This is a genomic window from Caballeronia zhejiangensis (assembly GCF_000698575.1).
Lineage (GTDB): Bacteria > Pseudomonadota > Gammaproteobacteria > Burkholderiales > Burkholderiaceae > Caballeronia > Caballeronia zhejiangensis.
Genome location: NZ_JFHD01000006.1, coordinates 36,568 through 59,452, shown reverse-complemented (window position 1 = coordinate 59,452; position 22,885 = coordinate 36,568). Strand labels below are relative to the sequence as shown.

Genomic DNA, 22,885 nt, shown 5'->3' with positions numbered 1-22,885 from the left:
GTGACTTCATCGCTGCTCTGCAAGCCTTGTCGCGCAAGGCTCTGCGGACGACGCGGCTTGTGCAATGCGAAGCACGCGCGCTTCATTGCGAAGATCCGCTCGATGCTGTGTTGCCAAGCGCGAACGCATCGAAGCGTGACGCGTTGCGATCATCGATCGAAGTCTCTCGTCGACCCGCGATGCGATGCAAAACATGCGTCGCGAATCGATGAACGCGCGACCTTCATGCGCTCCTCTTCGATGAGCTTCGATGTGTGTGACCGCACGCACTTCGCATCGCTCGATACACGCTGACGCAAGCACTTGGATGGAGCGTCGATGCCTGCTGCGCGCGTCGAATTCGTTGCCGAAGTTTAGCATTTGACGTCTCGTATTTCCACAATATCTTGTGCTTGCAAATCTCGCCAACACAATCTATAGCGTGTTTACGCGACGATCCGTCTCACCCGAAACCGCGCTGCGCAAGGCTCATCGGCCGCGCAACGGATCGAGCAGCGAGCGCAGATTGTTGTGATCGATCTCCTGCATCAACGCGAGCAGGCTGCCGAGTTTGCCTTGTGGAAAACCCTCACGCGCGAACCACGCGAGATAGTGACCGGGCAGATCGGCGATGAGCCTGTCCTTGTATTTGCCATAGGGCATCGTCTGCGTGACGAGACGCTGCAGGTCTTGCGGGTCCATCGCTTCTTCACTCCTCGTTCAATGTTCATCGCACCACGCAGCGCGCTTCGATCCTTCAGCGATTGCTGCATATCGGTGCCATAATCGCCGCTCTTGCCGCCGAGAGTCGATCGCGAATCAACATGCCGCTGGCCGTCAAAGCTTTCATTGCCCCTCTCATCGTCGCGTGCGCGATGTTCATGGAAAGCGTCGACGCCAACGTCATCGTTACCGCGATTCCTGAAATGGCGCGCGCGTTTGGACGCGATCCCGTGACGCTGAAGGTTGCGGTCACGAGCTACGTGCTCGGACTCGGCGTCTTCATACCGATCTGCGGATGGGTCGCCGACCGCTTCGGCGCACGCGCCGTGTTCCGCACGGCCATCGGCGTGTTCGTCGTCGGCTCGCTGTTGTGCGCGGCTTCCACATCGCTTGGCCCCTTCACCGTCGCGCGCTTCATCCAGGGCGTCGGCGGCGCGATGATGGTGCCTGTCGGCCGCATCATCATCTTTCGCTCGGTGCGCCGCTCCGAGTTCATACGCGCGATGAATTACCTCTCGGTGCCCGCAATGCTCGGACCAGCGGTCGGGCCGTTGCTCGGCGGCTTCATCACGACGTATCTGCACTGGCGCCTGATCTTTTTCATCAACATCCCGATCGGCATCGCGGGCATCTGGCTGACCAACCGCTACATCGCCAACTCGCACGAGGAACATCCGGGCCGTCTCGACTGGTTCGGTTTCTTTCTCTCCGCGAGCGCGGGCGTGCTGCTGTTGCTCGGGCTCTCGCTCGTCGGCGGCGAACTGATTCCGCAGCGCGTCGCCTTTGCGATGTGCGTCGCCGGCGCGCTGATGGTCGTGCTGTACTGCGTCCACGCGCGACGTGTGGAGAAGCCGCTGCTCGATCTGCGCTTTTTCCGCGTGTCGACGTTTCAGGCGAGCGTGCTCGGCGGTTCGATGTTTCGCATCGGGCTTGGCGCCGTGCCGTTTCTTCTGCCGCTCGCGCTGCAGGAGGGTCTCGGCATGAGCGCGTTCAAGTCCGGCGCGATCACGTGCGCGTCGGCTTTCGGCGGCATGTTCATGCGCTCGTTCGCATCGCGCGTGCTGCATCGCTTCGGCTTCCGTCAGACGCTGTTCTACAACGCGGCGTTGTCGGGTATCGCGATCGCGGCGTGCGGCGCGTTCTTTCCCGGCACGCCGGCCTGGGTGATCTGGGCCGTCGTGCTGCTCGGCGGCTTCTTCCCTGCGTTGCAGTTCACGAGCCTCAACTCGCTTGCTTACGCTGAGATCGAAACACGCGATGTGGGCCGCGCGACGAGCCTTGCTAGCTTCGTGCAGCAGGTTTCGCTCGGGCTTGGCGTGACGATCGCGGGGATCACGCTCGAGCTCTCGCAATATCTGAACGGTCATGCGAGTGTGCAATGGTCGGATTTCTGGCCGGCGTTTGTCGTCGTCGGGCTGTTCTCTTTTCTTTCGATGCCGATTACGGCGCGGCTTTCGCATGATGCGGGGACGGAGATTTCTCGCGGTACGCGGGGGTGAGTTCGCTGTTTTGCGTTTTTGTTTCGCCGGATCCCGTGATCGTGTCGGCTCGGTGTTTCGCCGGATCCCGTGATCGTGTCGGTCTATTAGCACTGCCCCTGTGCGGGGCGGCACTCACTTTCTTTGCTGCTGCAAAGAAAGTAAGCAAAGAAAGCAGCTACTGATACGCCCGCGGTCACACGCAATTTGGGTAGTCCTCTCGTCCATCGTGGGCTGCCTAAAGAGTGCCCTCATCGGTCCCATCGGGCTTGGCTCGCGCACGGTCCGTCTCATCGCACCACACACCAAACGGGTTCAGCACCAAATAGCTCCGGCCCGCTTCGCGGCCGAACGGTCAATCGGGGATGCATGTGCTTCTCCACTAGCGCCTCCATCTCACTGCAATCGTCGCCCGTTGGTTTCCCTTGCAGACCCAGCGGCAGCGCGTAGCGCTGTGCCGAAGCCATCTCGTGCTGAACCAATGTCCTCAACGTCTTCGGGCGGCGGACCGTGCGCGATCCAAGCCCGATTAGGTGTTTGAGGGCACTCTTTAGGCGAGTGCCGCCTGGGACGAGAGTACTACCCAACGTGCGTGTGACCGCGGGCCTGAAAAGCTGCTTTCTTTGCTTACTTTCTTTGCAGCAGCAAAGAAAGTGAGTGCCGCCCCGCACAGGGGCAACGCTAATAGACCGACACGAAAGCGGGATCCGGCGAAACCGAAACCAAAACGCAAAGCAAAATGCAAAAAGCAAAAAGCAAAAACGGACCGGCACCGACCGCTTCCATAAGCAGGAAGCACCCAGCACCGGTCCGCAGAGACCGACTCTCAGCTCAAAAACTTACTGACAAGCCTCACACTCATCGAAGCCCGGATCGCCGGGGCGCATCATACAGACGGGACCATCGGCTTCCTGAGCCGCCTCCACCGCCGGCGCGCTCGCGGCAGCAGCATTGAAGCCACCATTCCCGGCAGCCGACGCCGCACCGCCACCAAACCCGCCAGCCGCACCCGCCCCACCGTCACCGGAAGAAGAAGGCACCGCATTCAACGCACCGTGCGCCACGGTCGACTTCTCGACGTGCGTCGCCGCCATCGTGCGGAGGTAGTACGTCGTCTTGAGACCGCGAATCCAAGCGAGCTTGTAGACCTCGTCGAGCTTCTTGCCCGACGCGCCCGCCATGTAGATGTTCAGCGACTGCGCCTGATCAATCCACTTCTGACGGCGCGACGCCGCTTCCACGAGCCACTTCGGGTCGACTTCGAACGCGGTCGCGTAGATCGCGCGCAGATCGGCCGGAATGCGGTCGATGCGCGAAAGCGTGCCGTCGAAATACTTCAGATCGGACACCATCACTTCGTCCCACAGGCCGCGCGCCTTCAGATCACGCACGAGGTAGTCGTTGACCACCGTGAATTCGCCCGACAGATTCGACTTCACATACAGGTTCTGGAACGTCGGCTCGATACACGCCGACACGCCGATGATGTTCGAAATCGTCGCCGTCGGCGCGATCGCCACGCAGTTCGAGTTGCGCATGCCGTACGTCGAGATGCGCGAGCGCAGTTGCGCCCAGTCCATCGTCTCCGAGGTATCCACTTCGACATAACCGCCGCGCGCCTCGGCCAGGAGCTTCAGCGAATCCTGCGGAAGAATGCCGCGATCCCACAGCGAGCCGCGATACGTCGCGTAACGACCGCGCTCTTCCGCGAGTTCCGTCGACGCGTAGTACGCGTAGTAGCAGACGGCTTCCATCGAACGATCCGCGAACTCGACCGCCTCGCCCGACGCATAAGGCGTGCGCAGCAGATGCAGGCAGTCCTGGAAGCCCATGATGCCCATGCCGACCGGACGATGCTTCAGGTTCGAGTTGCGCGCCTTCGGCACCGCGTAGTAGTTGATGTCGATGACGTTGTCGAGCATGCGCATCGCGACGCTGATCGTGCGCTTGAGCTTCGCGTGATCCAGCGCGTAGCTGCCATCGGCCTGCTTCACCATGTGCGCGACGAGGTTCACCGAGCCCAGATTGCAGACGGCGATTTCCGTCTCGCTCGTGTTCAGCGTGATTTCGGTGCACAGGTTCGACGAGTGCACGACGCCGACGTGCTGCTGCGGCGAACGCACATTGCACGGATCCTTGAACGTGATCCACGGATGGCCCGTCTCGAACAGCATGCCAAGCATCTTGCGCCACAGTTGCGCCGCCGGCAGCTTCTTGAACAGCTTGATTTCGCCGCGCGCGGCTTTCTCTTCGTAAGCGACGTACGCCTTTTCGAAGTCGGCGCCGAACAGATCGTGCAGGTCCGGGCAGGTCGACGGCGAGAACAGCGTCCAGTCGCCGCCTTCGACGACGCGCTTCATGAACAGATCGGGAATCCAGTTCGCCGTGTTCATGTCGTGCGTGCGGCGACGGTCATCGCCGGTGTTCTTGCGCAGCTCGAGGAATTCCTCGATGTCGAGGTGCCACGATTCCAGGTACGCGCACACCGCGCCCTTGCGCTTGCCGCCCTGGTTCACCGCGACGGCCGTGTCGTTCACGACCTTCAGGAACGGCACGACGCCCTGCGACTTGCCGTTCGTGCCCTTGATGTGCGAGCCGAGCGCACGCACGCGCGTCCAGTCGTTGCCGAGGCCGCCCGCGAACTTCGAGAGCAGCGCGTTTTCCTTCAGCGCTTCGTAGATGCCGTCGAGATCGTCGGCGACCGTCGTCAGATAGCACGACGACAATTGCGAGCGATGCGTGCCCGAATTGAAGAGCGTCGGCGTCGACGACATGAAGTCGAACGACGACAGCACGTTGTAGAACTCGATCGCGCGCGCTTCACGGTCGATCTCGTTCAGCGACAGGCCCATCGCCACGCGCATGAAGAATGCCTGCGGCAACTCGATGCGCGTGCCGTCGACGTGCAGGAAGTAGCGGTCGTACAGCGTCTGCAGGCCGAGATAGCCGAACTGCAGATCGCGATTCTGATCGAGCGCGGCGCCGAGGCGCTTGAGGTCGAACTGTTGCAGCTTGTCATCCAGCAGGCCGGCTTCGACGCCGCGCTTGATGAACTGCGGGAAGTATTCGGCGTAACGCTCGCCCATTTCGGCTTGCGTCACTTCCTCTTCGAGAATTTCGCGGCGGATCGTGTGCAGCAGGATGCGCGCCGTGACCTGACTGTACGCCGGATCCTTCTCGATCATCGTGCGCGCGGCGAGAATGGCCGAATCGTAGACCTGCGACATCGGCACGCCGTCGTACAGGTTCTTCACCGTCTCCGCGACGATCGGCTCGGCGGACACCGCATCGCCCAGATTCGCGCACGCGGAGACGATCAGCGCCTTCAGCGCTTCGAGATCGAGCGGACGCGTGACGCCGTTGTCCGTCACGTTGATCGCGCCTTCGTGCGACTGCGCGTTTTGCGCGGCCGAGCGCTCTTGCGAACGCTGCTGCGTGCGCTTCTCGCGATACAGCACGTACGCGCGCGCGACGTTGTGCTCGCCGCCGCGCATCAGCGCGAGCTCGACCTGATCCTGAATGTCTTCGATGTGGAAAGTCCCGCCGTGCGGACGGCTGCGCACGAGCGCGCGCACGACGGCTTGCGTCAGTTGCTCGACTTGCTCGCGCACACGCGCCGAAGCTGCGCCCTGACCGCCGTTCACCGCGATGAATGCCTTCGTCACGGCGATCGCGATTTTCGTCGGCTCGAACGACACCACGCTTCCGTTGCGACGGATGACCTTGTAGTCGGCAAACGTCGTGTTCGGCGCGAGCGCCTGAGCGCCCACGCCCTGCGCACCGCTCATCGGCTGTGCGGATGCGCCTTCGAATGAAGTCGTGGCGTTTTCGGTGGTTTGCATGTGCAAAACTCCTGGTGTTCGATTGGTGCGGATGGTCCGCGGATTTATCACTTATGCCGCGCGCGTCACGAACTCGTCGTGAAAGTCGCGCGGTGTTTTGGCGGTCAAGCCGGGCTGTGAATGCAGCAGGCTGAAAACACGAATCGCGGCGCTTACGGCCCGCATTGTCATTGGCGTCTCATGCGGTGCCCGCGTTGGCGCGCGGTGTCGGTCGACGCAATTCGCGCTTGCTTGCATGCCTTCTTCACGGTGCTGCTCGCTGGCGCCCGACGCGCCCGACGCCTCTCTCCTCGCAAAGAGAAACCGTCTCGCGCATCGCCCCGGGCCAGCCAAACTTCTTCTACGCCGGAAAGCCGACGGCGCCGGCTCACTGGAGCGGGCGCCGCGTCAACAACACAAGATCTAGTGCAAAGTACGTCTGTCGGCACCAAGTATAGTGGACAACATTGCAGTCTCAAAAAGTTTTATTTGCCCTGAGTCTGCGGCAGCGGGGTTGACTTTTGCTATCGCAAAGCGCGACAAGGCCTCGCGCGCGACGCTGCTGCGCCGCAACGAGAAAGACCTTACGCAGCGCTCAGATGTTGGATTGAAACGGAAAGAACGACGGCGGCAGCGCGCTGCCGTGACGCAGACGCGACCACTCGAAATGCGGGCCCGGATCGGTCTTGCGGCCGGGCGCGATGTCCGAGTGACCCGCGACTGCATCGATCGGATAGCGCTTCACCACGACTCGCACGAGCGCGGCGAGCGCGTCGTACTGCGCGTCTTCGAAGGGCACGCGATCGCTGCCTTCGAGCTCAATGCCGATCGAAAAGTCGTTACAGCGCTCGCGCCCGCAGAACGACGAGACGCCCGCGTGCCACGCGCGTTCGTCGCAGGAGACGAACTGCTCGATCGCGCCGCCGCGACGGATCACGAAGTGCGCCGACACGCGCATGCCGCGCAGATGATCGAAGTACGGATGCGCGTCGTGATCGAGCTTGTTGAGGAAGAAATCGGCGATGGCGTTCGTCGTGAAATCGTCGGGCGGCAGGCTGATGTTGTGCACGACGATGAGCGTCGGCACCGCGTCGCCCGGACGCGCCTCGAAGTTCGGCGACGGCAGGCGCGTCGCGTGCGTGAACCAGCCTTGCGCGTCGATATGCGGATCGCGCTGTCTGACGACGTTGGTGTTCATCGTGCGTCGCGTCCGGTCGGACGGGCCGCGTAATGGCGCGCGTGATCGCTGCAGCAGAAGCGCTCGCCCGCGACGATGATCGATTCGCTGCGCGGCGTGTGCACGCCACACTGCGCGCAACGGATGAGCGGATCGGCGAGTTGCGGCGCGCTCGCGGCCGCGCCGTTGCCATGACCGTTGCCGCTGCGGGCGCGGCGTGCGTCATGCGCTCCGCCCGCGGTCGCGCCGCCGGCTGGCGCGTCGCCCTGCTGCGCGCGCTCGTTCGCGCGGCGCAGCTTCTTCAGAAGCCACTGGCACAGAAAAAAGAGGACGATCAGAAAGAAGAAATTTCGCATCGATTCAATGCCGATAGATTCAGACGCTCAGACGACCGCGCGATGCAGCAGCACTTCGAACACGAAGCGGCTGCCGACGTACGCGAGCAGCAGCGCGGCGAACGACGCCAGCACCCAGCGCAACGCGGCGCGTCCGCGCCATCCGGAGAGGCGGCGCGCGGTGAGCAATGCGCCGAACATCAGCCAGGAGACGAACGCGAACACGGTCTTGTGATCGAAGCGCAGCGCGCGATCGACCAGTTGCTCGTTGAACGCGATGCCCGACACGAGCGTGAGCGTGAGCAGCACGAAGCCCGCCGCGATCAGGCGGAACAGCAGCTTTTCAAGAGTCAGAAGCGGCGGCAGCGTGTCGAGCCAGCTCGCGAGCCAGCCATTGCCGGTATGACGCGTCGCGAGGCCGCGCATGCGCTGCAGGCGGCGTTCGAGCATCAGCATGAGCACGGCGTGCAGCGCGGCGATCGCGAAGAGTCCGTACGCGATGTTCGCGATCAGGAAATGCAGCTTGAACATCGGCGCGGCGGAATACGACAGCACGCGCACGCCGCCGAAGACGAGCGGCAACAGCGACGCGATGCACGCGAGCGGCAATACGAGCAGGCGCAGGCCGTCGAGCGGAAAGAAGAAGCTCTCGATCCAGTAGATGCCCGCGCCGAGCCAGAACATCGCGGAGAGCGCGAACGCGAAGCCGAAGATCATCGCGTTCTGGGGAAAGATGGTCGTGTGCAGCAGGAGGCCGTGCACGAGCAACGCTACTAATAATAGAGCGCGGCCCAATCCGCCCATGTCCGGCGATTTTTTGGCCGCCGCCGGCGATGCGATGCCCGGAGGCACGCCGGCCAGCGCCGGCTCCACGGCCGTGTGGCGATGCGCGCGCCAGCCCGCTACGGCGAGTCCGCCATAGAGAAGCGCAGTGAGGGCATACAGTACAATATCCATGTTCGAAGTTTACACTAGGCCCTTGAATCACGACGTTTTCTCCCTTGCGGCAACGCGGGGCGATTACGTCGTTTTGCGCTGAAAAAGGGCCGCATTCACTACCGTTTCCCATGCTCGATAACCTGACTCAACGGATGGCCCGCGTCGTCAAGACGCTGCGCGGCGAAGCCCGGCTCACCGAGGCCAACACGCAAGAGATGTTGCGGGAAGTGCGTCTCGCGCTGCTCGAGGCCGACGTCGCGCTGCCGGTCGTGCGCGAGTTCATCGCGAAGGTGAAGGAAAAGGCGCTCGGCGAGGAAGTGCTGTCGAGCCTGTCGCCGGGTCAGGCGCTCGTCGGCGTCGTCCAGAAGGAACTGACGGCCGTGATCGGCGGCGATTACGAAGGCAAGGCAGCCGAGCTGAATCTGGCGGTCGCGCCGCCCGCCGTGATCCTGATGGCCGGTCTGCAGGGTGCGGGCAAAACCACCACGACCGGCAAGCTCGCCAAGCTGCTGCGCGAAAAGAGCAAGAAGAAGGTCCTCACCGTTTCCGTCGACGTGTATCGCCCCGCCGCTATCCGTCAGTTGCAGACGGTGACGGAACAGGTCGGCGCCGACTTCTTCCCGTCGGAAGCGAATCAGAAGCCCGCGGATATCGCGCGCGCGGCGATCGACTGGGCGAAGCGGCACTATCACGACGTGGTGATCGTCGATACGGCCGGCCGTCTCGGTATCGACGAAGCGATGATGAAGGAAATCAGCGAGCTGCACGCGCTGCTCAAGCCCGCTGAAACGCTCTTCGTCGTCGACGCCATGTTGGGGCAGGACGCGGTCAACACCGCGAAGGCGTTCAACGACGCGCTGCCGCTCACCGGCGTCGTGCTCACCAAGCTCGACGGCGATTCGCGCGGCGGCGCGGCGCTTTCGGTGCGCAACGTCACCGGCAAGCCGATCAAGTTCGTCGGCGTCGCGGAAAAGCTCGACGGCCTCGAAGTCTTCCATCCGGATCGCATGGCGAACCGGATTCTCGGCATGGGCGACATTCTCGCGCTCGTCGAGGAAGCGCAACGCGGCGTCGACAGCCAGGCCGCGCAGAAGCTCGCCGACAAGGTCAAGAAAGGCGGCGACTTCGATCTGAACGACTTCAAGGCGCAGCTCTCGCAAATGAAGAAGATGGGCGGCCTTTCGTCACTCATGGACAAACTGCCCGCGCAGTTTCAGCAGGCCGCGCAAGGCGCGGACATGAACAACGCGGAAAAGCAGATGCGCCGCATGGAAGGCATCATCAATTCGATGACGCTGCAGGAACGCGCGAAGCCGGAGCTCATCAAGGCGGCGCGCAAACGCCGTATCGCCGCGGGCGCGGGCGTGCACGTTCAGGAGGTGAACCGCATGCTCAACCAGTACGAGCAGATGCGCGGCATGATGAAGAAGCTGAAAGGCGGCAACCTGCAAAAGATGATGCGCGGCATGAAGGGCATGCTGCCCGGCATGCGCTGACCCGCACTTTTATTGAACCCGCGTTCTCTTCGGGCGTCCGACTCGAAAGAAACGCGGGTTTATCATATGGCGCACGCCGCCGTTTTTTTCCACACTTAGAAGTCAGCCTTTCCCGCTTCCCCTTATGAATCGCGAAGAAGCCCTCCATATTTTCAGCCACTCAGAAGAGATCGTGACGGCTGACGAAGTCAACGCATCGATCGGCAAGATGGCCACGGCCATCAAGGCTGCGACGAAAGACGACTTCCCGCTCGTGCTCTCGGTCATGGGGGGCGCGGCCGTGTTCACCGGCATGCTGCTGCCGCATCTCGACTTCCCGCTCGAGTTCGATTACATCCACCTGACGCGCTATCGCAACGCCATCAAGGGCGGCAGCGAGATGCAGTGGCGCGTCGCACCGGCGGAATCGGTGAAGGATCGCGTGGTGCTCGTGCTCGACGATATTCTCGACGAAGGCGAAACGATGGCCGCGATCCGCGATCGCATCATGGCGATGGGCGCGAAGACGTTTCTGTCCGCGGTGCTGTGCGAGAAGATCATCCCGAAGGCGAAGCCGCTGCGTCCGGATTTTTGCGGATTCGAAGTGCCGGATCGTTACGTGTTCGGCTGCGGGATGGACGCGAAGGGTTACTGGCGTAATCTGCCGACGATCCGGGCGTTGACGGAAGGGGCGTGATCGCCGCCCGTATCCAAAAGAAAAGCGGCCCGCGGGCCGCTTTTTTCATAGCTGATGCACGAAAGTGCGTATGCCCGTGAGCATCATCTCGACGGAAATCGCGACAAGGACAAGCCCCATCAAACGCTCGAAAGCCGTCACCACGCGCTCGCCGAGCCATTGCTGAATCTTCTCGGCGAGAATCAGCACGATCGCGCAGACGATCATCGTCACCGTGAGCGCGCCGATCCATTCGAACATTTTGCCGGGCGCCTGCGACGTCAGCAGCATCACCGTCGCGAGCGCCGATGGCCCCGCCAGCGCCGGAATCGCGAGCGGCACGATCAGCGGCTCGCCGCCGCGCGAATCGCCGCCCATCGCGCCGTCCGGATGCGGAAAGATCATGCGCAGCGCGATCAGAAACAGCACGATGCCGCCCGCGATGCGCAACGAGACATCGGTGAGGTTCATCGCGCGCAGGAAGCGATCGCCCGCCAGCATGAACACCAGCAGAATGACGAACGCGATCGCCACTTCGCGCAGCACGACCACGCGGCGCCGCTCTTTGGCGACGCCGCGCAGCGCGTTGATGAAGATCGGGATATTGCCGAGCGGATCGGTGATCAGCAGCAGCAGGATCGTCGCCGACAGGAAGTTGTACTGCATTACTTCGCGAGCGCGGCCCGCACTTTCCCGACGACGACATCGGCGGCTTCATCGACCGGCAGCAGCGTGGCTTCCGCGTCGCGGCGGCCCTGATATTCCAGCTTGCCTTCCTTCAGCCCGCGATCGCCGATCACGATGCGATGCGGCACGCCGATCAATTCCCAGTCCGCGAACATCACACCCGGACGCTCGCCGCGATCGTCGAGAATCACGTCGATGCCGGCCTGCTGCAGCGTCGCGTACAGCTTGTCGGCCTGCTCGCGCACCGCGTCGCTGCGGTCGTAGCCCATCGGGCAGATCACGACTTCGAACGGCGCAATGGCTTCCGGCCAGATGATGCCCTTGTCGTCGAAATTCTGTTCGATTGCCGCGCCCAGCACGCGCGTCACGCCGATGCCGTAGCAGCCCATCTGCATCGGCGCGGGCTTGCCGTTTTCGTCGAGGAAGGTCGCGCCCATCGAATCGGAATACTTCGTGCCGAGCTGGAACACGTGACCCACTTCGATGCCGCGGCAGATTTCGAGCGTGCCCTTGCCGTCCGGCGACGGATCGCCCGCGACGACATTGCGAATGTCCGCGACTTCCGGCTCGGGCAGATCGCGGCCCCAGTTCACGCCGGTCGTGTGGTAATCGACCTCGTTCGTGCCGACGACGAAGTCGCTCATGTTCGCGACCGTGCGGTCCGCGATCACGCGCACCGGCTTCTTCGTGTTGAGCGGACCGAGGTAGCCCGGCGGCGTGCCGAACCATTCGACGATCTCGGCTTCCGTCGCGAAGCGATAACCCTTCAGGCCCGGCAGCTTGCCCGTCTTGATGTCGTTGAGCGAGTGATCGCCGCGCAGCATCAGCAACCAGATGGTCGGTTCGGCGCCTTCGTTGTCGGTCGCGAGAACGATCGACTTGATCGTGCGTTCCAGCGGAATGTTCAGAAGCTGCGCGACCGCCTCGCACTTCGCGGCGCCGGGCGTGGGCGTCTTCTTCAGTTCTTCGGTCGGCGCGGCGCGTTGCGCGATGAGCGGCAGCGCATCGGCGGCTTCGACGTTCGCCGCGAAGTCCGAGCTCGGGCAATACGCGATGTCATCCTCGCCCGTATCGGCGATCACGTGGAATTCATGCGAACCGCTGCCGCCGATCGAACCGTTGTCCGCCGCGACCGCGCGGAACTCCAGCCCGATGCGCGTGAAGATGCGCACGTAGGCTTCGTACATCTTGCGATACGACTCTGCGAGGCCGTCGAGGTCTTTATCGAAGGAATAGGCGTCCTTCATGATGAATTCGCGGCCGCGCATCACGCCGAAGCGCGGACGGATTTCGTCGCGGAACTTCGTTTGAATCTGATAGAAGTTCACCGGCAACTGGCGATAGCTCTTGATCTCGCGGCGCGCGATGTCCGTCACGACTTCCTCGTGCGTCGGGCCCATGACGAAATCGCGCTCGTGGCGATCCTTGAAACGCAACAGTTCCGGGCCGTATTGCTCCCAGCGGCCCGACTCCTGCCACAGTTCGGCGGGCTGCACGGCGGGCATCAGCAATTCGAGCGCGCCCGCGCGGTTCATCTCTTCACGCACGATGGCCTCGACCTTGCGCACCGAGCGCAGACCGATCGGCATGTAATCGTAGATGCCGCCCGCGACGCGGCGGATCATGCCTGCACGCATCATCAGCTTGTGGCTGACGATCTCGGCGTCGGCGGGAGCTTCCTTCAGGGTGCCGATGAAGAAACGGGATGCTTTCATTCAAATTTTCCAAATGCGGCGCGCTTCGGAGCGGATAGCGCCGAAGCAGGCGGATCAAGGTGAACGACGGAACGACCGGCGAGAAAAGAAGATTTTGCCGCCTGCCGGATGCTCTGGCAAAGACATTCACACGGATGCCCCGAATTGGGGTTCGTGCCAGTGCGTCGAGGCCAATAACTGTTTATAATCAAAGCAATTTTAAAGGATTTGAAGGTGGCTGTATGCTGGATCGTGAAGGCTTTCGCCCGAACGTCGGCATCATCCTCTTGAACGCGCGCAACGAAGTGTTTTGGGGCAAGCGGCTGCGTGAACATTCCTGGCAGTTTCCGCAAGGGGGCATCAAATACGGTGAGACCCCTGTGCAAGCGATGTATCGGGAGTTACACGAAGAAACCGGCCTGCTACCGGAGCATGTAAAAGTTGTCGGTCGCACGCGCGACTGGCTGCGTTATGAGGTGCCGGACAAGTTCATCAAGCGCGAGGTGCGCGGACATTATCGCGGTCAGAAACAGATCTGGTTTCTGCTGCGCATGGTGGGCCGCGATTGCGACATCTGCCTGCGCGCGACGGACCATCCGGAATTCGATGCCTGGCGCTGGAACGAGTATTGGGTACCGCTGGATGCGGTCATCGAGTTCAAGCGCGACGTTTATCAAATGGCTCTATCCGAGCTGTCCCGCTTTCTGCGGCGTACCAACTCCCGCGGTGAGCGCGGCGAGCGAGCCGCGCATCACGGACCGCGCTATCCACGCGTCGTCCAGACGATGACGATCGAAGCTCCTGCCGTTACTGCCTCCGGCGCGGCAGTTCAGGCAGAATGCACGGTCAGCGAAGAAGTGCATGTGATCGTGCAGCGCTCATCGTGAATCCGGGCACTGCAACGCTTCGAGCACTTTGACACTCAACGCGATTGCGATCGATGGCACGGCGAACTTCTCGCCGTGCCATCTCGCTTTGTTCCGCCGGGCGGGCGCATGAAGCCCGCGCGCATGTTTCCGGGAAGACCCAATTGAAAGTGAATGCCTCACTCGCGGTAATCGCGGCATCCGCGGCAGCGCTCGCCGTGCTCGCCGGCTGTTCCAGCAACAAGGCGCCGTCCACGCAGGACGACGGCGTGTTCACCTATCTGCTCGACCGCAAGCCGAACTGGACCGAAGAAAAAATCGACACGATGCCACCGCTGCCGCAGGCATCGAATCTGGTCGCGTTCAACGTGTCGCAGAACACGCCGCTCACGTTCGCCGTCGACAAGACCACGCTCACGGTCGGCAAGGATGGCGTCATTCGTTACGTGATCGTCGCGACGAGTCCGGCGGGCGCGCGCAACGTCAACTATGAAGGCATTCGTTGCGACACCTACGAATGGCGTCGCTACGCGAGCATCAACGACGATCAGAACGGCTGGGATCAAGGTTCCGCATTCGACTTCAAGCGCATCGAAAACGGCGAGCTGAACGCGTATCAGGCGGCGCTCTATCAGGATTATTTCTGCACGAGCAAGCTGCCCGTCGGCACCGCGAAACAGATCGTCAACAACATGGAATACAAGCGCACGCAAAGCGTGATCAATCTGCGCTGATTGCGCCGCGCGTCGGCGTGACGATGTGAAAACGCCCGCTGATTCAGCGGGCGTTTTCGTTTCAGACGAGCACGAGATTGTCGCGATGGATCAGTTCCGGCTCCAGCATGTAGCCGAGCACCGATTCGATCTCGCCGCTCGGCCGGCGATGAATCAGCCGCGCCTCCGAACTGCTGTAGTTCGTGATGCCGCGCGCGACTTCCTGCCCTTGATCGTCGACGCACGCGATTACTTCGCCGCGATCGAAGGCGCCTTTCACGTCGATAACGCCGATCGGCAAAAGGCTCTTGCCGTCGGCGGTGAGCTTGTTGACCGCGCCCTTGTCGATGACGACATGCCCGCGCACCTGCAAGTGATCCGCCATCCACTGCTTGCGCGCCGCCATGCGTGCGGTGCGCGCGATGAGTTGCGTGCCGATCATCTCGCCCGATGCGAGGCGCGTGAGCACATCGGCTTCGCGGCCGCTCGCGATGACCGTGTTCGCGCCGCTGTGCGCGGCACGCTTCGCCGCGAGAATCTTGGTCAGCATGCCGCCGCGTCCTAGGCTCGAACCCGCGCCGCCCGCCATCTGCTCGAGTTCGGGCGTGCCGGCGTCGGCTTGCTCGACGAGCGTCGCGTTCGGGTCCTTGCGCGGATCGGCGGTGAAGAGGCCACGCTGATCGGTGAGAATGACGAGCGCATCGCCTTCGATCAGATTCGCGACGAGCGCGCCGAGCGTGTCGTTGTCGCCGAACTTGATTTCGTCGGTGATGACGGTGTCGTTCTCGTTGATGATCGGCACGGCGCCCAGGCGCAGCAGCGTGAGCAGCGTCGAGCGCGCGTTCAGATAGCGTTCGCGATCGGCGAGATCGGCGTGCGTGAGCAGAATCTGCGCGGTGCGGATGCCGTGCGCGCCGAAGCTGCTTTCGTAGACTTGCGCGAGACCCATCTGGCCGACCGCGGCCGCCGCCTGCAATTCGTCGATTTCGCGCGGTCGCTTTGTCCAGCCGAGCCGGTGAATGCCTTCCGCGATCGCGCCCGAACTCACGAGCACGACTTCCTTGCCCTGTTCGCGCAGCGCCGCGATTTGCGACGCCCAGCGCGAGATTGCCGCATGATCGAGCCCGCGACCGTCATTGGTGACGAGGCTCGACCCTACTTTCACTACGATTCGCTTCGCAGCGGCGATGACCGAACGCATCGTGCGCTTTCTCCTCGTGGTTGCTTTATTCCTTCGTTTCGTCGTCGCGGAAGCGCACGTCGGCGGCGAGATCTTCCGCTTCAGCCGCGCGCGATGCGTCCGAATGCTGCGAGATGTAATCGTAGATCGCGTAGGTGAGCGCCTCGCAGCCCTGACCGGTCAACGCCGAAATCTCGTAGACCGGACCGTCCCATTCGAAGCGCTCGACGAAATCGGCGATGCGCGCCTCGCGTTCGTCTTCCGGCACCATGTCGAGCTTGTTCAGCACGAGCCAGCGCGGCTTTTCGTAAAGCTGCTCGTCGTACTTGCGCAGTTCGTTGACGATCGCCTTCGCTTCCGCGACCGGATCGACGTTTTCATCGAACGGGGCCATGTCGACGAGATGCAGCAGCACGCCCGTGCGCTGCAAGTGCCGCAGGAAACGATGCCCGAGGCCCGCGCCTTCCGCCGCGCCTTCGATGAGACCCGGAATGTCCGCGATCACGAAGCTCTTGCTCGGCCCGACGCGCACCACGCCGAGATTCGGCGCGAGCGTCGTGAACGGATAATCCGCGATCTTCGGCCGCGCGTTCGACACCGACGAGATGAAAGTGGACTTGCCCGCGTTCGGCATGCCGAGCAGACCGACATCCGCGAGCACTTTCAGCTCGAGTTTGAGCATGCGGCGCTCGCCCGGCTTGCCGTCGGTTTTCTGACGCGGCGCGCGGTTCGTGCTCGACTTGAAATGCAGGTTGCCGAGGCCGCCCGCACCGCCCTTCGCGATCAAGACCTGCTGATTGTGCTCGGTCAGATCGGCGATGATCTCGCCCGTTTCCTGATCCGAAATGATCGTGCCGACCGGCATGCGCAGCGTGATGTCGTCGCCGCCCTTGCCGTAGCAATCCGCGCCGCGGCCGTTTTCGCCGTTGCGCGCCTGATGCTTCTTGGAGAACCGGTAGTCGATCAGCGTGTTGATGTTGCGGTCGCCGACCGCGTAGACGCTGCCGCCGCGCCCGCCGTCGCCGCCGTCCGGTCCGCCGAACGGGACGAACTTTTCGCGGCGCATCGACGCGCTGCCATCTCCTCCGTCGCCGGCGATGACTTCGATCCTCGCTTCGTCAATGAACTTCATGCGTTGCTCCGTCCCGTGTATTCGCTCTATTTTGCCGTGACCGACCTGGCCGGTCACTCATAACCAATTTTTGACCGCACCAAATAAAAATGGCCCCGCGAACTTCGCGGGGCCATTTCTTCGGTCCTGAAGCCCGTGCGTAAAACTTACGCTGCCGGGACGACGACGACCGTGTGCTTCTTCGCAGCGCCCTTGGTCACGAACTTGACGTGACCGTCGGCCAGCGCGAACAGCGTGTGATCCTTGCCGATGCCGACATTCTCACCCGGGTGCATGCGCGTGCCGCGCTGGCGAACGATGATGCCGCCTGCGTTGATTGCCTGGCCGCCGTACACCTTCACGCCGAGGCGTTTGCTCTCGGAGTCGCGGCCGTTGCGGGAAGACCCGCCTGCTTTTTTGTGTGCCATTTGCTTAGCTCCTTAACCGATGCGCTTACGCGTTGATCGCGTCGATGCGCAGTTCGGTGTAGTTCTGGCGATGGCCAGCGTGCTTTTGGTAGTGCTTCCGGCGGCGCATCTTGAAGATGGTCACTTTCTTGTGACGACCTTGGGACACGACGGTAGCCTTGACGGAAGCCCCACTGACCAGCGGCGTACCGAACTGAATCGATTCGCCTTCGCCTACTGCGAGAACCTGGTCGAGCGTGATTTCAGCGTCAATGTCTGCCGGTATCTGTTCTACTTTAAGTTTTTCGCCAACGGCAACTTTGTACTGCTTGCCGCCGGTTTTTATGACCGCGTACATTGAGAACCTCACTCAGAATTCTTTTTCCACGCACCACGCGGGGAAAACACGCGATTATACATAGAGTTACGCTCGACGTCAAAGCGCCGTGACGATGCCCGCGCGGGCGGCGCAACGCGCGATCCGGCTCCGAACCTCGGCGAAAACGAAGCGAATCGCAGCCGAAATTCGCCGACATTGCGCGAGTCGGAACACCGGACCACCCGGCGTCTGTCGGATTCGCCTTATAATCCGCCGGATTACCCTTTTTGCCGATCATGTCGTCCACCGCCACTTCCTCTCCCAACGCCGCCGCGCTGCTCGCCCCGATCGCCGAGGACATGCAGCAGGTCAATCGCGTCATCCGGCAGCGCCTGGCATCAGAAGTGATGCTGATCAACCAGATTTCGGAGTACATCATCGGCGCGGGCGGCAAGCGGCTGCGGCCGGCGCTGCTGCTCCTCGTCTCGGGCGCGCTGGGCGACACGACCGGGCATCGTCACGAATTGGCGGCGGTGGTTGAGTTCATCCACACGGCGACGCTGCTGCACGACGACGTCGTCGACGAATCGGATTTGCGCCGCGGCCGCAAGACCGCGAACGCGCTGTTTGGCAATGCGGCAAGCGTGCTGGTCGGCGACTTCCTGTATTCGCGCTCGTTCGAGATGATGGTGAGCGTCGGCAAGATGCGCGTGATGGAAATCCTGTCCGTCGCGACCAACATCATTTCCGAAGGCGAAGTGCTGCAACTGCTCAACATGCACGATCCGGACGTGGACGAAGCACGCTACATGCAGGTGATCCGCTACAAGACGGCGAAGCTGTTCGAAGCGGCGGCGCAGCTCGGCGCGGTGCTTTCGGGTGCGGATGCGCGGACCGAAGCGGCGGCGGCGGAGTTCGGCCGGCGCATCGGCACGGCGTTCCAGATCATGGACGACTGGCTCGACTACACCGGCACGCCCGAATCGATGGGCAAGAACGCCGGCGACGACCTGCGCGAAGGCAAGCCCACCCTGCCGCTCATTTATTTGATGGAGCACGGCACGCCGGACCAGGCGGCCCTCGCACGCGAGGCGATCGAGCAAGGCGGCACGGATCGCTTCGACACGATCTTCCACGCAATCACGACGTCCGGCGCGCTCGATCACACGCTGGAATGCGCGCGCAAGGAAGCTCAGGCAGCGGCAAATGCGATTTCTTCATTTCCCTCTTCCATCTACAAAGATAGCCTGCTAGAATTATGTTCTTACTCGACGTCACGGCAGTCTTGAACGAGACTGAAGCAGCGTAAGAGTCCAAGTTGGTCAAATTCGGGGTGTAGCTTAGCCTGGTAGAGCGCTACGTTCGGGACGTAGAGGCCGGAGGTTCGAATCCTCTCACCCCGACCAGAATTGCAAAAACCCGCATGGTTCGCCATGCGGGTTTTTTATTTCCGGCGGCAAAACCGCGTACGCTGGCCGAAAGGCCGAGGGCGAGCTTGCCGGCCCGTCTGCTATATTGCCTCCCATCTCCGCCCCTACTCGATCGCCGCGTGGACAACCTTCCCTTATGGGCGCAAATTTGCGCCATTTTTCTGCTTCTCTTCCTTTCCGGCTTTTTCTCGATCTCCGAAACGTCGATGATGGCGCTCAATCGCCATCGCCTGAAATATCTGGCGAGCCAAGGATCGCTACGCGCCCGCACGACGCAAGGCCTGCTCGCGAAGACCGATCAGCTTCTCTCGGTCATCCTGATCGGCAACAACCTGATCAACACGATCATCCCGGTGCTCACGACATCCATCGCGCTGCGCACCTTCGGCCATAACAACCTCGTCCTGTCGATCACGACGGGCGTCATTGCATTCCTGATCATCGTGTTCGCGGAAATCGCGCCGAAGATCGTCGGCGCGACGTATCCCGAGAAAGTGGCGCTGCCGGCGAGCCTCGTGCTCGCGCCGCTCATGCGCGTCGCGCGGCCGCTCATCTGGTTCGTCAATCTGTTCGCCAACGCGATTCTCGCCGCACTGCACATCAACACGAAGGGCAAGCGCGATCAGCGGATCTCGCCCGAAGAGTTGCGCACCATCGTGCTGGAAACGGGCAGCTTCATGCCGACCAAGCACCGCAGCATCCTGCTCAATCTGTTCGATCTGGAGAACATCACCGTCGACGACGTGATGATCCCGCGCCGGCGCATCGAAGCGCTCGACTTCGACGCGCCCTTCGAACAGATCCTGCACCAGCTCGAGACGTGCTACCACAACAAGCTGGTCGTCTTTCAGGGCGACATCGATCGCGTGCTCGGCATTCTGCACGTGCGCAAGACGCTCTCGGCGCTGCACAACCAGGAACTCGAGCGCGACACGCTGCGCGAACTGCTCACCGAACCGTATTTCGTGCCCGCGGGCACGCCTGTCTTCCAGCAATTGCAGTACTTCCAGGAAAGCGGCCACCGTATCGCGATCGTGGTCGACGAGTACGGCGAATTGCAGGGCCTCGTCACGCCGGAGGACATCATCGAAGAGCTGATCGGCGAATTCACGACGACGATTCCGCGCGGCGCCGGCTCGCGCGGCGGCTGGGACGAGAGCGGCGAGTGCATCGTGGCGGGCAGCATGCCGTTGCGCGAACTGAACCGCTGGCTGCATCTGTCGCTGCCGACGGACGGCCCGAAAACGCTCAACGGCCTGATCCTCGAAACGCTCGAAGACATCCCCGACGGCGACGTTTCGGTGCAGATCGCGGGCGTGACCTTCGAAGTGATGCGCAGCGACGATCAGGCGATCCGAACCGTCAAGATTTTCCGCCCGCCCGAAGGCACGCGACACGCGCTGCGTTAGCCATTCGGACGACTGTGCGCCGGCGGCCGAGGACGGGATCATCGGATCATCTCGACTCGACCGCCGACGCCATGATTTCCCCTTCCTTCCGCGAAACGCCATCCGACCACGAGACGCCCGCCGTCTCGCTGCTCACCGACACCTTGCGCGAAGCCGCCGAGCGCGGCGCGTCCGATATCCATGTCGAACCGTCCGAGCACGCATGGCGCATCCGGCTGCGCGTCGATGGCGCGTTGCACGTATTGAAGCGCCCGCCGCCCCATTTGCGCGATGCGTTCGTCACGCGGATCAAGGTGCTGGCGCGAATGGACATCGCCGAGCGGCGCGTGCCGCAGGACGGCCGGCTGCGGCTGAATCTGCCGGGCGGGCGGATCGGCGACTATCGCGTCAATTCGCTGCCGACGCTCTTTGGCGAAAAACTCGTGCTGCGGCGGCTCGAAGCGCTGCCGCCCGACCTTTCGCTCGCCTCGCTCGGTCTCGACGACGCGCAAGGCCGCGCGGTCGAATCGGCGATTCGGGCACCCCACGGTCTCGTCCTCGTGACCGGTCCGACCGGCAGCGGCAAGACCGTATCGCTCTACTGCTTCCTCCAGATGCTCAACGCGGAAGCCCGCAACGTGTCCTCGGTCGAGGATCCTGTCGAAATTCAACTTGCGGGCATCAATCAGGTGAGCGTGCGCGAAAAGGCGGGACTGACCTTCGCCGTGGCGCTGCGCGCGTTCAAGCGTCAGGATCCGGATGTCATCATGGTCGGCGAAATACGCGACGCGGAAACGGCGGACGTCGCGGTGAAGGCTGCGCAAACGGGCCATCTCGTGCTCTCGACCTTGCACACGAACGATGCGCCCGCCGCGATCGCGCGTCTCATCGATATCGGCGTCGCGCCTTACAACCTCGCGTCGGCGCTCAAGCTCGTCACCGCGCAACGGCTCGTGCGCAAGCTGTGCGAGTTCTGCCGCGCGCCGTCGGCGTTGGCGCTCGCGGACGGGTTTCATCCGTTCGAGCCGCGCGGCTGTCCGGCGTGTCATGGCGTCGGTTATCGCGGGCGCGTCGGCGTGCACCAGGTGATGCCGGTATCGGATGAACTGCGCGAGTTGATCGTCTCGCGCGCCGCGACGCATGCGATCGCGCGCGCGGCGCAGGCGCAAGGCATGCCCGCGTTGCGCGATGCGGCGTTCGCGCGCGTGCGCGAAGGCGTAACGAGCGTCGCCGAAGCAGTCGACGCGACGGAGATCGAATGATGAACGACGCGCTCGAACTGCGCTTCGCGTGGCGCGGCATGGACAGCGAAGGCCAGCCGATGCGGGGAAAGATCATCGCCGCCGACGCACTCGCGGCCCGCGCGTCGCTGCGGCGCGAAGGCGTGATCGTCACCTTGCTCGAAACGCTCGGCGCCGCGCCGCCGCCCAAAGCGAGGACCGCCGACGTGACCGTCTTCACGCGACAGCTCGCCGGCCTGCTGCGCGCGGGACTGCCGCTCGTCGGCGCGCTCGAATTGCTCGCCGGCAGCGCGTCCGCCAGCGGAATGCCGCGCATCGTGCGCGCGCTGGCCCGCGATATCACGCGCGGCGTGCCATTCTCGGGCGCGCTGGCACGGCATCCGGCTGCGTTCGGCACGCTGTACTGCCAGCTGGTTTCGGTCGGTGAAGTCGCGGGTGCGTTGCCGACGGTGCTCGCCCGCCTCGCCGACGACCGCGAGCGGGCGGCGTCGCAACGGGCCAGATTGCGCGCCGCGCTCACCTATCCCGTGATGGTGCTGCTGCTTTCGCTCGCGATTACGGCGGGATTGCTGATCGGCGTCGTGCCGACCTTCAAGACGATCTTCGACGGCTTCGGCGCCGCGCTGCCCGCGCCGACGCGTTTCGTGCTCGCGCTTTCGGACGGCGTCGCGAATGTCGGCGTGCCGTTCGGGATTGCAGCCGCATCTGCGGTATTCATCGGATGGAATTGGATGAAGCGTTCGCCCGATGCACGCGCCGCCGCCGATCACGCCGCGCTGCGCCTGCCGCTTGCAGGCAAGCTGCTGCGCTCGCTCGCGGTCGCGCGATGGAGCCGCGCGCTCGGCACGCTGCTCTCGGCGGGCACGCCGCTGTCGGATGCGTTCAACTCACTCACGCATGCCACAGGAAACCGCGTGTTCGACCGCGCCACCGTCGACATCGCCGCGCGCCTGCACAACGGCGAGCGTCTCGCGGCCGCAATGCGCGCCGTCGGATGCTTTCCGCAGGACGTCGTGCAGCCGATCGCGGTCGCCGAAGAATCAGGCTCGCTCGATGCGATGCTTCTCGATCTAGCCACGCTCGCCGACCGTCAGGTGGACGAGCGCATCGGCGGCTTCGCGAGTCTTTGCGAGCCGATCGTCATCGCGGTGCTGGGCGCGCTCGTGGGCGGCCTTGTCATCGCGATGTATCTTCCTGTCATTCAGCTCGGCAACGTGGTGTAGCATCGCGGGCCAAAGCAACCGTT

Annotated in this window: 20 protein-coding genes and 1 tRNA gene; 10 read left to right on the top strand and 11 right to left on the bottom strand. The window is 63.0% G+C overall.

The window, feature by feature from the left end; all coding sequences use genetic code 11:
• Nucleotides 1-468: 468 nt before the first annotated feature.
• On the bottom strand, nucleotides 469-681 hold the full coding sequence (locus BG60_RS10970; protein ID WP_034471468.1) for a DUF3820 family protein: 213 nt from the start codon (nucleotides 679-681) through the stop codon (nucleotides 469-471).
• A gap of 122 nt (nucleotides 682-803) precedes the next feature.
• Here BG60_RS10970 and BG60_RS10965 point away from each other — a divergent pair, with 122 nt between their 5' ends.
• Nucleotides 804-2,201: an MFS transporter gene (locus BG60_RS10965; protein ID WP_034471465.1), complete on the top strand. Its 1,398-nt coding sequence runs from the start codon at nucleotides 804-806 to the stop codon at nucleotides 2,199-2,201.
• An 818-nt stretch (nucleotides 2,202-3,019) separates the two neighbouring features.
• On the opposite strand, the gene BG60_RS10960 is transcribed toward BG60_RS10965, so the two are convergent.
• The 4 genes from BG60_RS10960 to BG60_RS10945 form a co-directional block, all read right to left on the bottom strand.
• Entirely contained in the window at nucleotides 3,020-6,022 is a 3,003-nt protein-coding gene (locus BG60_RS10960; protein WP_008342928.1) for a ribonucleoside-diphosphate reductase subunit alpha, read from the bottom strand.
• 574 nt (nucleotides 6,023-6,596) lie between these two features.
• Nucleotides 6,597-7,199 (bottom strand): 1,6-anhydro-N-acetylmuramyl-L-alanine amidase AmpD, encoded by a 603-nt coding sequence (gene ampD, locus BG60_RS10955; protein WP_051996471.1) that lies wholly within the window; start codon nucleotides 7,197-7,199, stop codon nucleotides 6,597-6,599.
• Nucleotides 7,196-7,534 carry a PP0621 family protein gene (locus BG60_RS10950; protein WP_034471463.1) on the bottom strand — a complete coding sequence of 113 codons (339 nt, stop codon included), beginning with the start codon at nucleotides 7,532-7,534 and terminating at the stop codon, nucleotides 7,196-7,198. The genes ampD and BG60_RS10950 overlap by 4 nt, the downstream gene beginning before the upstream one ends.
• Nucleotides 7,535-7,561: 27 nt before the next feature.
• Nucleotides 7,562-8,470 carry a cytochrome C assembly family protein gene (locus tag BG60_RS10945; RefSeq protein WP_008342934.1) on the bottom strand — a complete coding sequence of 303 codons (909 nt, stop codon included), beginning with the start codon at nucleotides 8,468-8,470 and terminating at the stop codon, nucleotides 7,562-7,564.
• Between the two features lie 110 nt (nucleotides 8,471-8,580).
• Here BG60_RS10945 and ffh point away from each other — a divergent pair, with 110 nt between their 5' ends.
• Both ffh and BG60_RS10935 read left to right on the top strand, forming a co-directional pair.
• The gene (gene ffh, locus BG60_RS10940; RefSeq protein ID WP_008342937.1) at nucleotides 8,581-9,948 is read left to right on the top strand and encodes a signal recognition particle protein; all 1,368 of its coding nucleotides are present in this window, start codon (nucleotides 8,581-8,583) and stop codon (nucleotides 9,946-9,948) included.
• A gap of 124 nt (nucleotides 9,949-10,072) precedes the next feature.
• Nucleotides 10,073-10,624 (top strand): hypoxanthine-guanine phosphoribosyltransferase, encoded by a 552-nt coding sequence (locus BG60_RS10935; protein ID WP_008342939.1) that lies wholly within the window; start codon nucleotides 10,073-10,075, stop codon nucleotides 10,622-10,624.
• Between the two features lie 45 nt (nucleotides 10,625-10,669).
• Here BG60_RS10935 and BG60_RS10930 read toward each other — a convergent pair whose 3' ends face one another.
• Both BG60_RS10930 and BG60_RS10925 read right to left on the bottom strand, forming a co-directional pair.
• Nucleotides 10,670-11,269 carry a MarC family protein gene (locus BG60_RS10930; protein ID WP_008342940.1) on the bottom strand — a complete coding sequence of 200 codons (600 nt, stop codon included), beginning with the start codon at nucleotides 11,267-11,269 and terminating at the stop codon, nucleotides 10,670-10,672.
• The gene (locus tag BG60_RS10925) at nucleotides 11,269-13,005 is read right to left on the bottom strand and encodes a proline--tRNA ligase (protein WP_008342941.1); all 1,737 of its coding nucleotides are present in this window, start codon (nucleotides 13,003-13,005) and stop codon (nucleotides 11,269-11,271) included. Before BG60_RS10925 ends, BG60_RS10930 begins: the two co-directional genes overlap by 1 nt.
• Before the next feature lie 221 nt (nucleotides 13,006-13,226).
• On the opposite strand from BG60_RS10925, the gene BG60_RS10920 reads away from it, so the two are divergent.
• Together BG60_RS10920 and BG60_RS10915 are read left to right on the top strand one after the other, a co-directional pair.
• A complete protein-coding gene (locus BG60_RS10920) occupies nucleotides 13,227-13,871 on the top strand; it encodes an RNA pyrophosphohydrolase (protein ID WP_008342943.1) in 645 nt (214 codons plus the stop codon).
• A 149-nt stretch (nucleotides 13,872-14,020) separates the two neighbouring features.
• Complete coding sequence (locus tag BG60_RS10915) at nucleotides 14,021-14,584, top strand: CNP1-like family protein (protein WP_033537265.1); 564 nt, start codon at nucleotides 14,021-14,023, stop codon at nucleotides 14,582-14,584.
• 61 nt (nucleotides 14,585-14,645) lie between these two features.
• On the opposite strand, the gene proB is transcribed toward BG60_RS10915, so the two are convergent.
• The 4 genes from proB to rplU all read right to left on the bottom strand — a co-directional run bounded on the left by proB (nucleotide 14,646) and on the right by rplU (nucleotide 17,619).
• Nucleotides 14,646-15,764: a glutamate 5-kinase gene (gene proB / locus BG60_RS10910; protein ID WP_008342948.1), complete on the bottom strand. Its 1,119-nt coding sequence runs from the start codon at nucleotides 15,762-15,764 to the stop codon at nucleotides 14,646-14,648.
• A gap of 25 nt (nucleotides 15,765-15,789) precedes the next feature.
• Nucleotides 15,790-16,875: an Obg family GTPase CgtA gene (gene cgtA, locus BG60_RS10905; protein WP_008342949.1), complete on the bottom strand. Its 1,086-nt coding sequence runs from the start codon at nucleotides 16,873-16,875 to the stop codon at nucleotides 15,790-15,792.
• A gap of 146 nt (nucleotides 16,876-17,021) precedes the next feature.
• Nucleotides 17,022-17,282 carry a 50S ribosomal protein L27 gene (gene rpmA / locus BG60_RS10900; protein ID WP_008342952.1) on the bottom strand — a complete coding sequence of 87 codons (261 nt, stop codon included), beginning with the start codon at nucleotides 17,280-17,282 and terminating at the stop codon, nucleotides 17,022-17,024.
• Nucleotides 17,283-17,307: 25 nt separating this feature from the next.
• On the bottom strand, nucleotides 17,308-17,619 hold the full coding sequence (gene rplU, locus BG60_RS10895; RefSeq protein ID WP_008342953.1) for a 50S ribosomal protein L21: 312 nt from the start codon (nucleotides 17,617-17,619) through the stop codon (nucleotides 17,308-17,310).
• A gap of 257 nt (nucleotides 17,620-17,876) precedes the next feature.
• Between rplU and BG60_RS10890 the strand changes: the two genes are divergently transcribed.
• The 5 genes from BG60_RS10890 to BG60_RS10870 all read left to right on the top strand — a co-directional run bounded on the left by BG60_RS10890 (nucleotide 17,877) and on the right by BG60_RS10870 (nucleotide 22,862).
• Nucleotides 17,877-18,869, top strand: coding sequence for a polyprenyl synthetase family protein (locus BG60_RS10890; RefSeq protein ID WP_008342955.1), 993 nt, complete (start codon nucleotides 17,877-17,879; stop codon nucleotides 18,867-18,869).
• 40 nt (nucleotides 18,870-18,909) lie between these two features.
• A tRNA-Pro gene (locus tag BG60_RS10885) sits at nucleotides 18,910-18,986 on the top strand.
• A gap of 143 nt (nucleotides 18,987-19,129) precedes the next feature.
• The gene (locus BG60_RS10880) at nucleotides 19,130-20,419 is read left to right on the top strand and encodes an HlyC/CorC family transporter (protein WP_034471461.1); all 1,290 of its coding nucleotides are present in this window, start codon (nucleotides 19,130-19,132) and stop codon (nucleotides 20,417-20,419) included.
• A gap of 71 nt (nucleotides 20,420-20,490) precedes the next feature.
• Nucleotides 20,491-21,660: a GspE/PulE family protein gene (locus tag BG60_RS10875; RefSeq protein ID WP_034471459.1), complete on the top strand. Its 1,170-nt coding sequence runs from the start codon at nucleotides 20,491-20,493 to the stop codon at nucleotides 21,658-21,660.
• Complete coding sequence (locus BG60_RS10870) at nucleotides 21,657-22,862, top strand: type II secretion system F family protein (protein WP_034471457.1); 1,206 nt, start codon at nucleotides 21,657-21,659, stop codon at nucleotides 22,860-22,862. The genes BG60_RS10875 and BG60_RS10870 overlap by 4 nt, the downstream gene beginning before the upstream one ends.
• Nucleotides 22,863-22,885 lie beyond the last annotated feature (23 nt).

What these genes read in the sequence shown, in the direction of transcription:
- BG60_RS10970 (WP_034471468.1), bottom strand. Translation starts at nt 681, where the DNA reads ATGGACCCGCAAGACCTGCAGCGTCTCGTCACGCAGACGATGCCCTAT.
- BG60_RS10965 (WP_034471465.1), top strand. Translation starts at nt 804, where the DNA reads ATGCCGCTGGCCGTCAAAGCTTTCATTGCCCCTCTCATCGTCGCGTGC.
- BG60_RS10960 (WP_008342928.1), bottom strand. Translation starts at nt 6,022, where the DNA reads ATGCAAACCACCGAAAACGCCACGACTTCATTCGAAGGCGCATCCGCA.
- ampD (WP_051996471.1), bottom strand. Translation starts at nt 7,199, where the DNA reads ATGAACACCAACGTCGTCAGACAGCGCGATCCGCATATCGACGCGCAA.
- BG60_RS10950 (WP_034471463.1), bottom strand. Translation starts at nt 7,534, where the DNA reads ATGCGAAATTTCTTCTTTCTGATCGTCCTCTTTTTTCTGTGCCAGTGG.
- BG60_RS10945 (WP_008342934.1), bottom strand. Translation starts at nt 8,470, where the DNA reads ATGGATATTGTACTGTATGCCCTCACTGCGCTTCTCTATGGCGGACTC.
- ffh (WP_008342937.1), top strand. Translation starts at nt 8,581, where the DNA reads ATGCTCGATAACCTGACTCAACGGATGGCCCGCGTCGTCAAGACGCTG.
- BG60_RS10935 (WP_008342939.1), top strand. Translation starts at nt 10,073, where the DNA reads ATGAATCGCGAAGAAGCCCTCCATATTTTCAGCCACTCAGAAGAGATC.
- BG60_RS10930 (WP_008342940.1), bottom strand. Translation starts at nt 11,269, where the DNA reads ATGCAGTACAACTTCCTGTCGGCGACGATCCTGCTGCTGCTGATCACC.
- BG60_RS10925 (WP_008342941.1), bottom strand. Translation starts at nt 13,005, where the DNA reads ATGAAAGCATCCCGTTTCTTCATCGGCACCCTGAAGGAAGCTCCCGCC.
- BG60_RS10920 (WP_008342943.1), top strand. Translation starts at nt 13,227, where the DNA reads ATGCTGGATCGTGAAGGCTTTCGCCCGAACGTCGGCATCATCCTCTTG.
- proB (WP_008342948.1), bottom strand. Translation starts at nt 15,764, where the DNA reads ATGCGTTCGGTCATCGCCGCTGCGAAGCGAATCGTAGTGAAAGTAGGG.
- cgtA (WP_008342949.1), bottom strand. Translation starts at nt 16,875, where the DNA reads ATGAAGTTCATTGACGAAGCGAGGATCGAAGTCATCGCCGGCGACGGA.
- rpmA (WP_008342952.1), bottom strand. Translation starts at nt 17,282, where the DNA reads ATGGCACACAAAAAAGCAGGCGGGTCTTCCCGCAACGGCCGCGACTCC.
- rplU (WP_008342953.1), bottom strand. Translation starts at nt 17,619, where the DNA reads ATGTACGCGGTCATAAAAACCGGCGGCAAGCAGTACAAAGTTGCCGTT.
- BG60_RS10890 (WP_008342955.1), top strand. Translation starts at nt 17,877, where the DNA reads ATGTCGTCCACCGCCACTTCCTCTCCCAACGCCGCCGCGCTGCTCGCC.
- BG60_RS10875 (WP_034471459.1), top strand. Translation starts at nt 20,491, where the DNA reads ATGATTTCCCCTTCCTTCCGCGAAACGCCATCCGACCACGAGACGCCC.
- BG60_RS10870 (WP_034471457.1), top strand. Translation starts at nt 21,657, where the DNA reads ATGATGAACGACGCGCTCGAACTGCGCTTCGCGTGGCGCGGCATGGAC.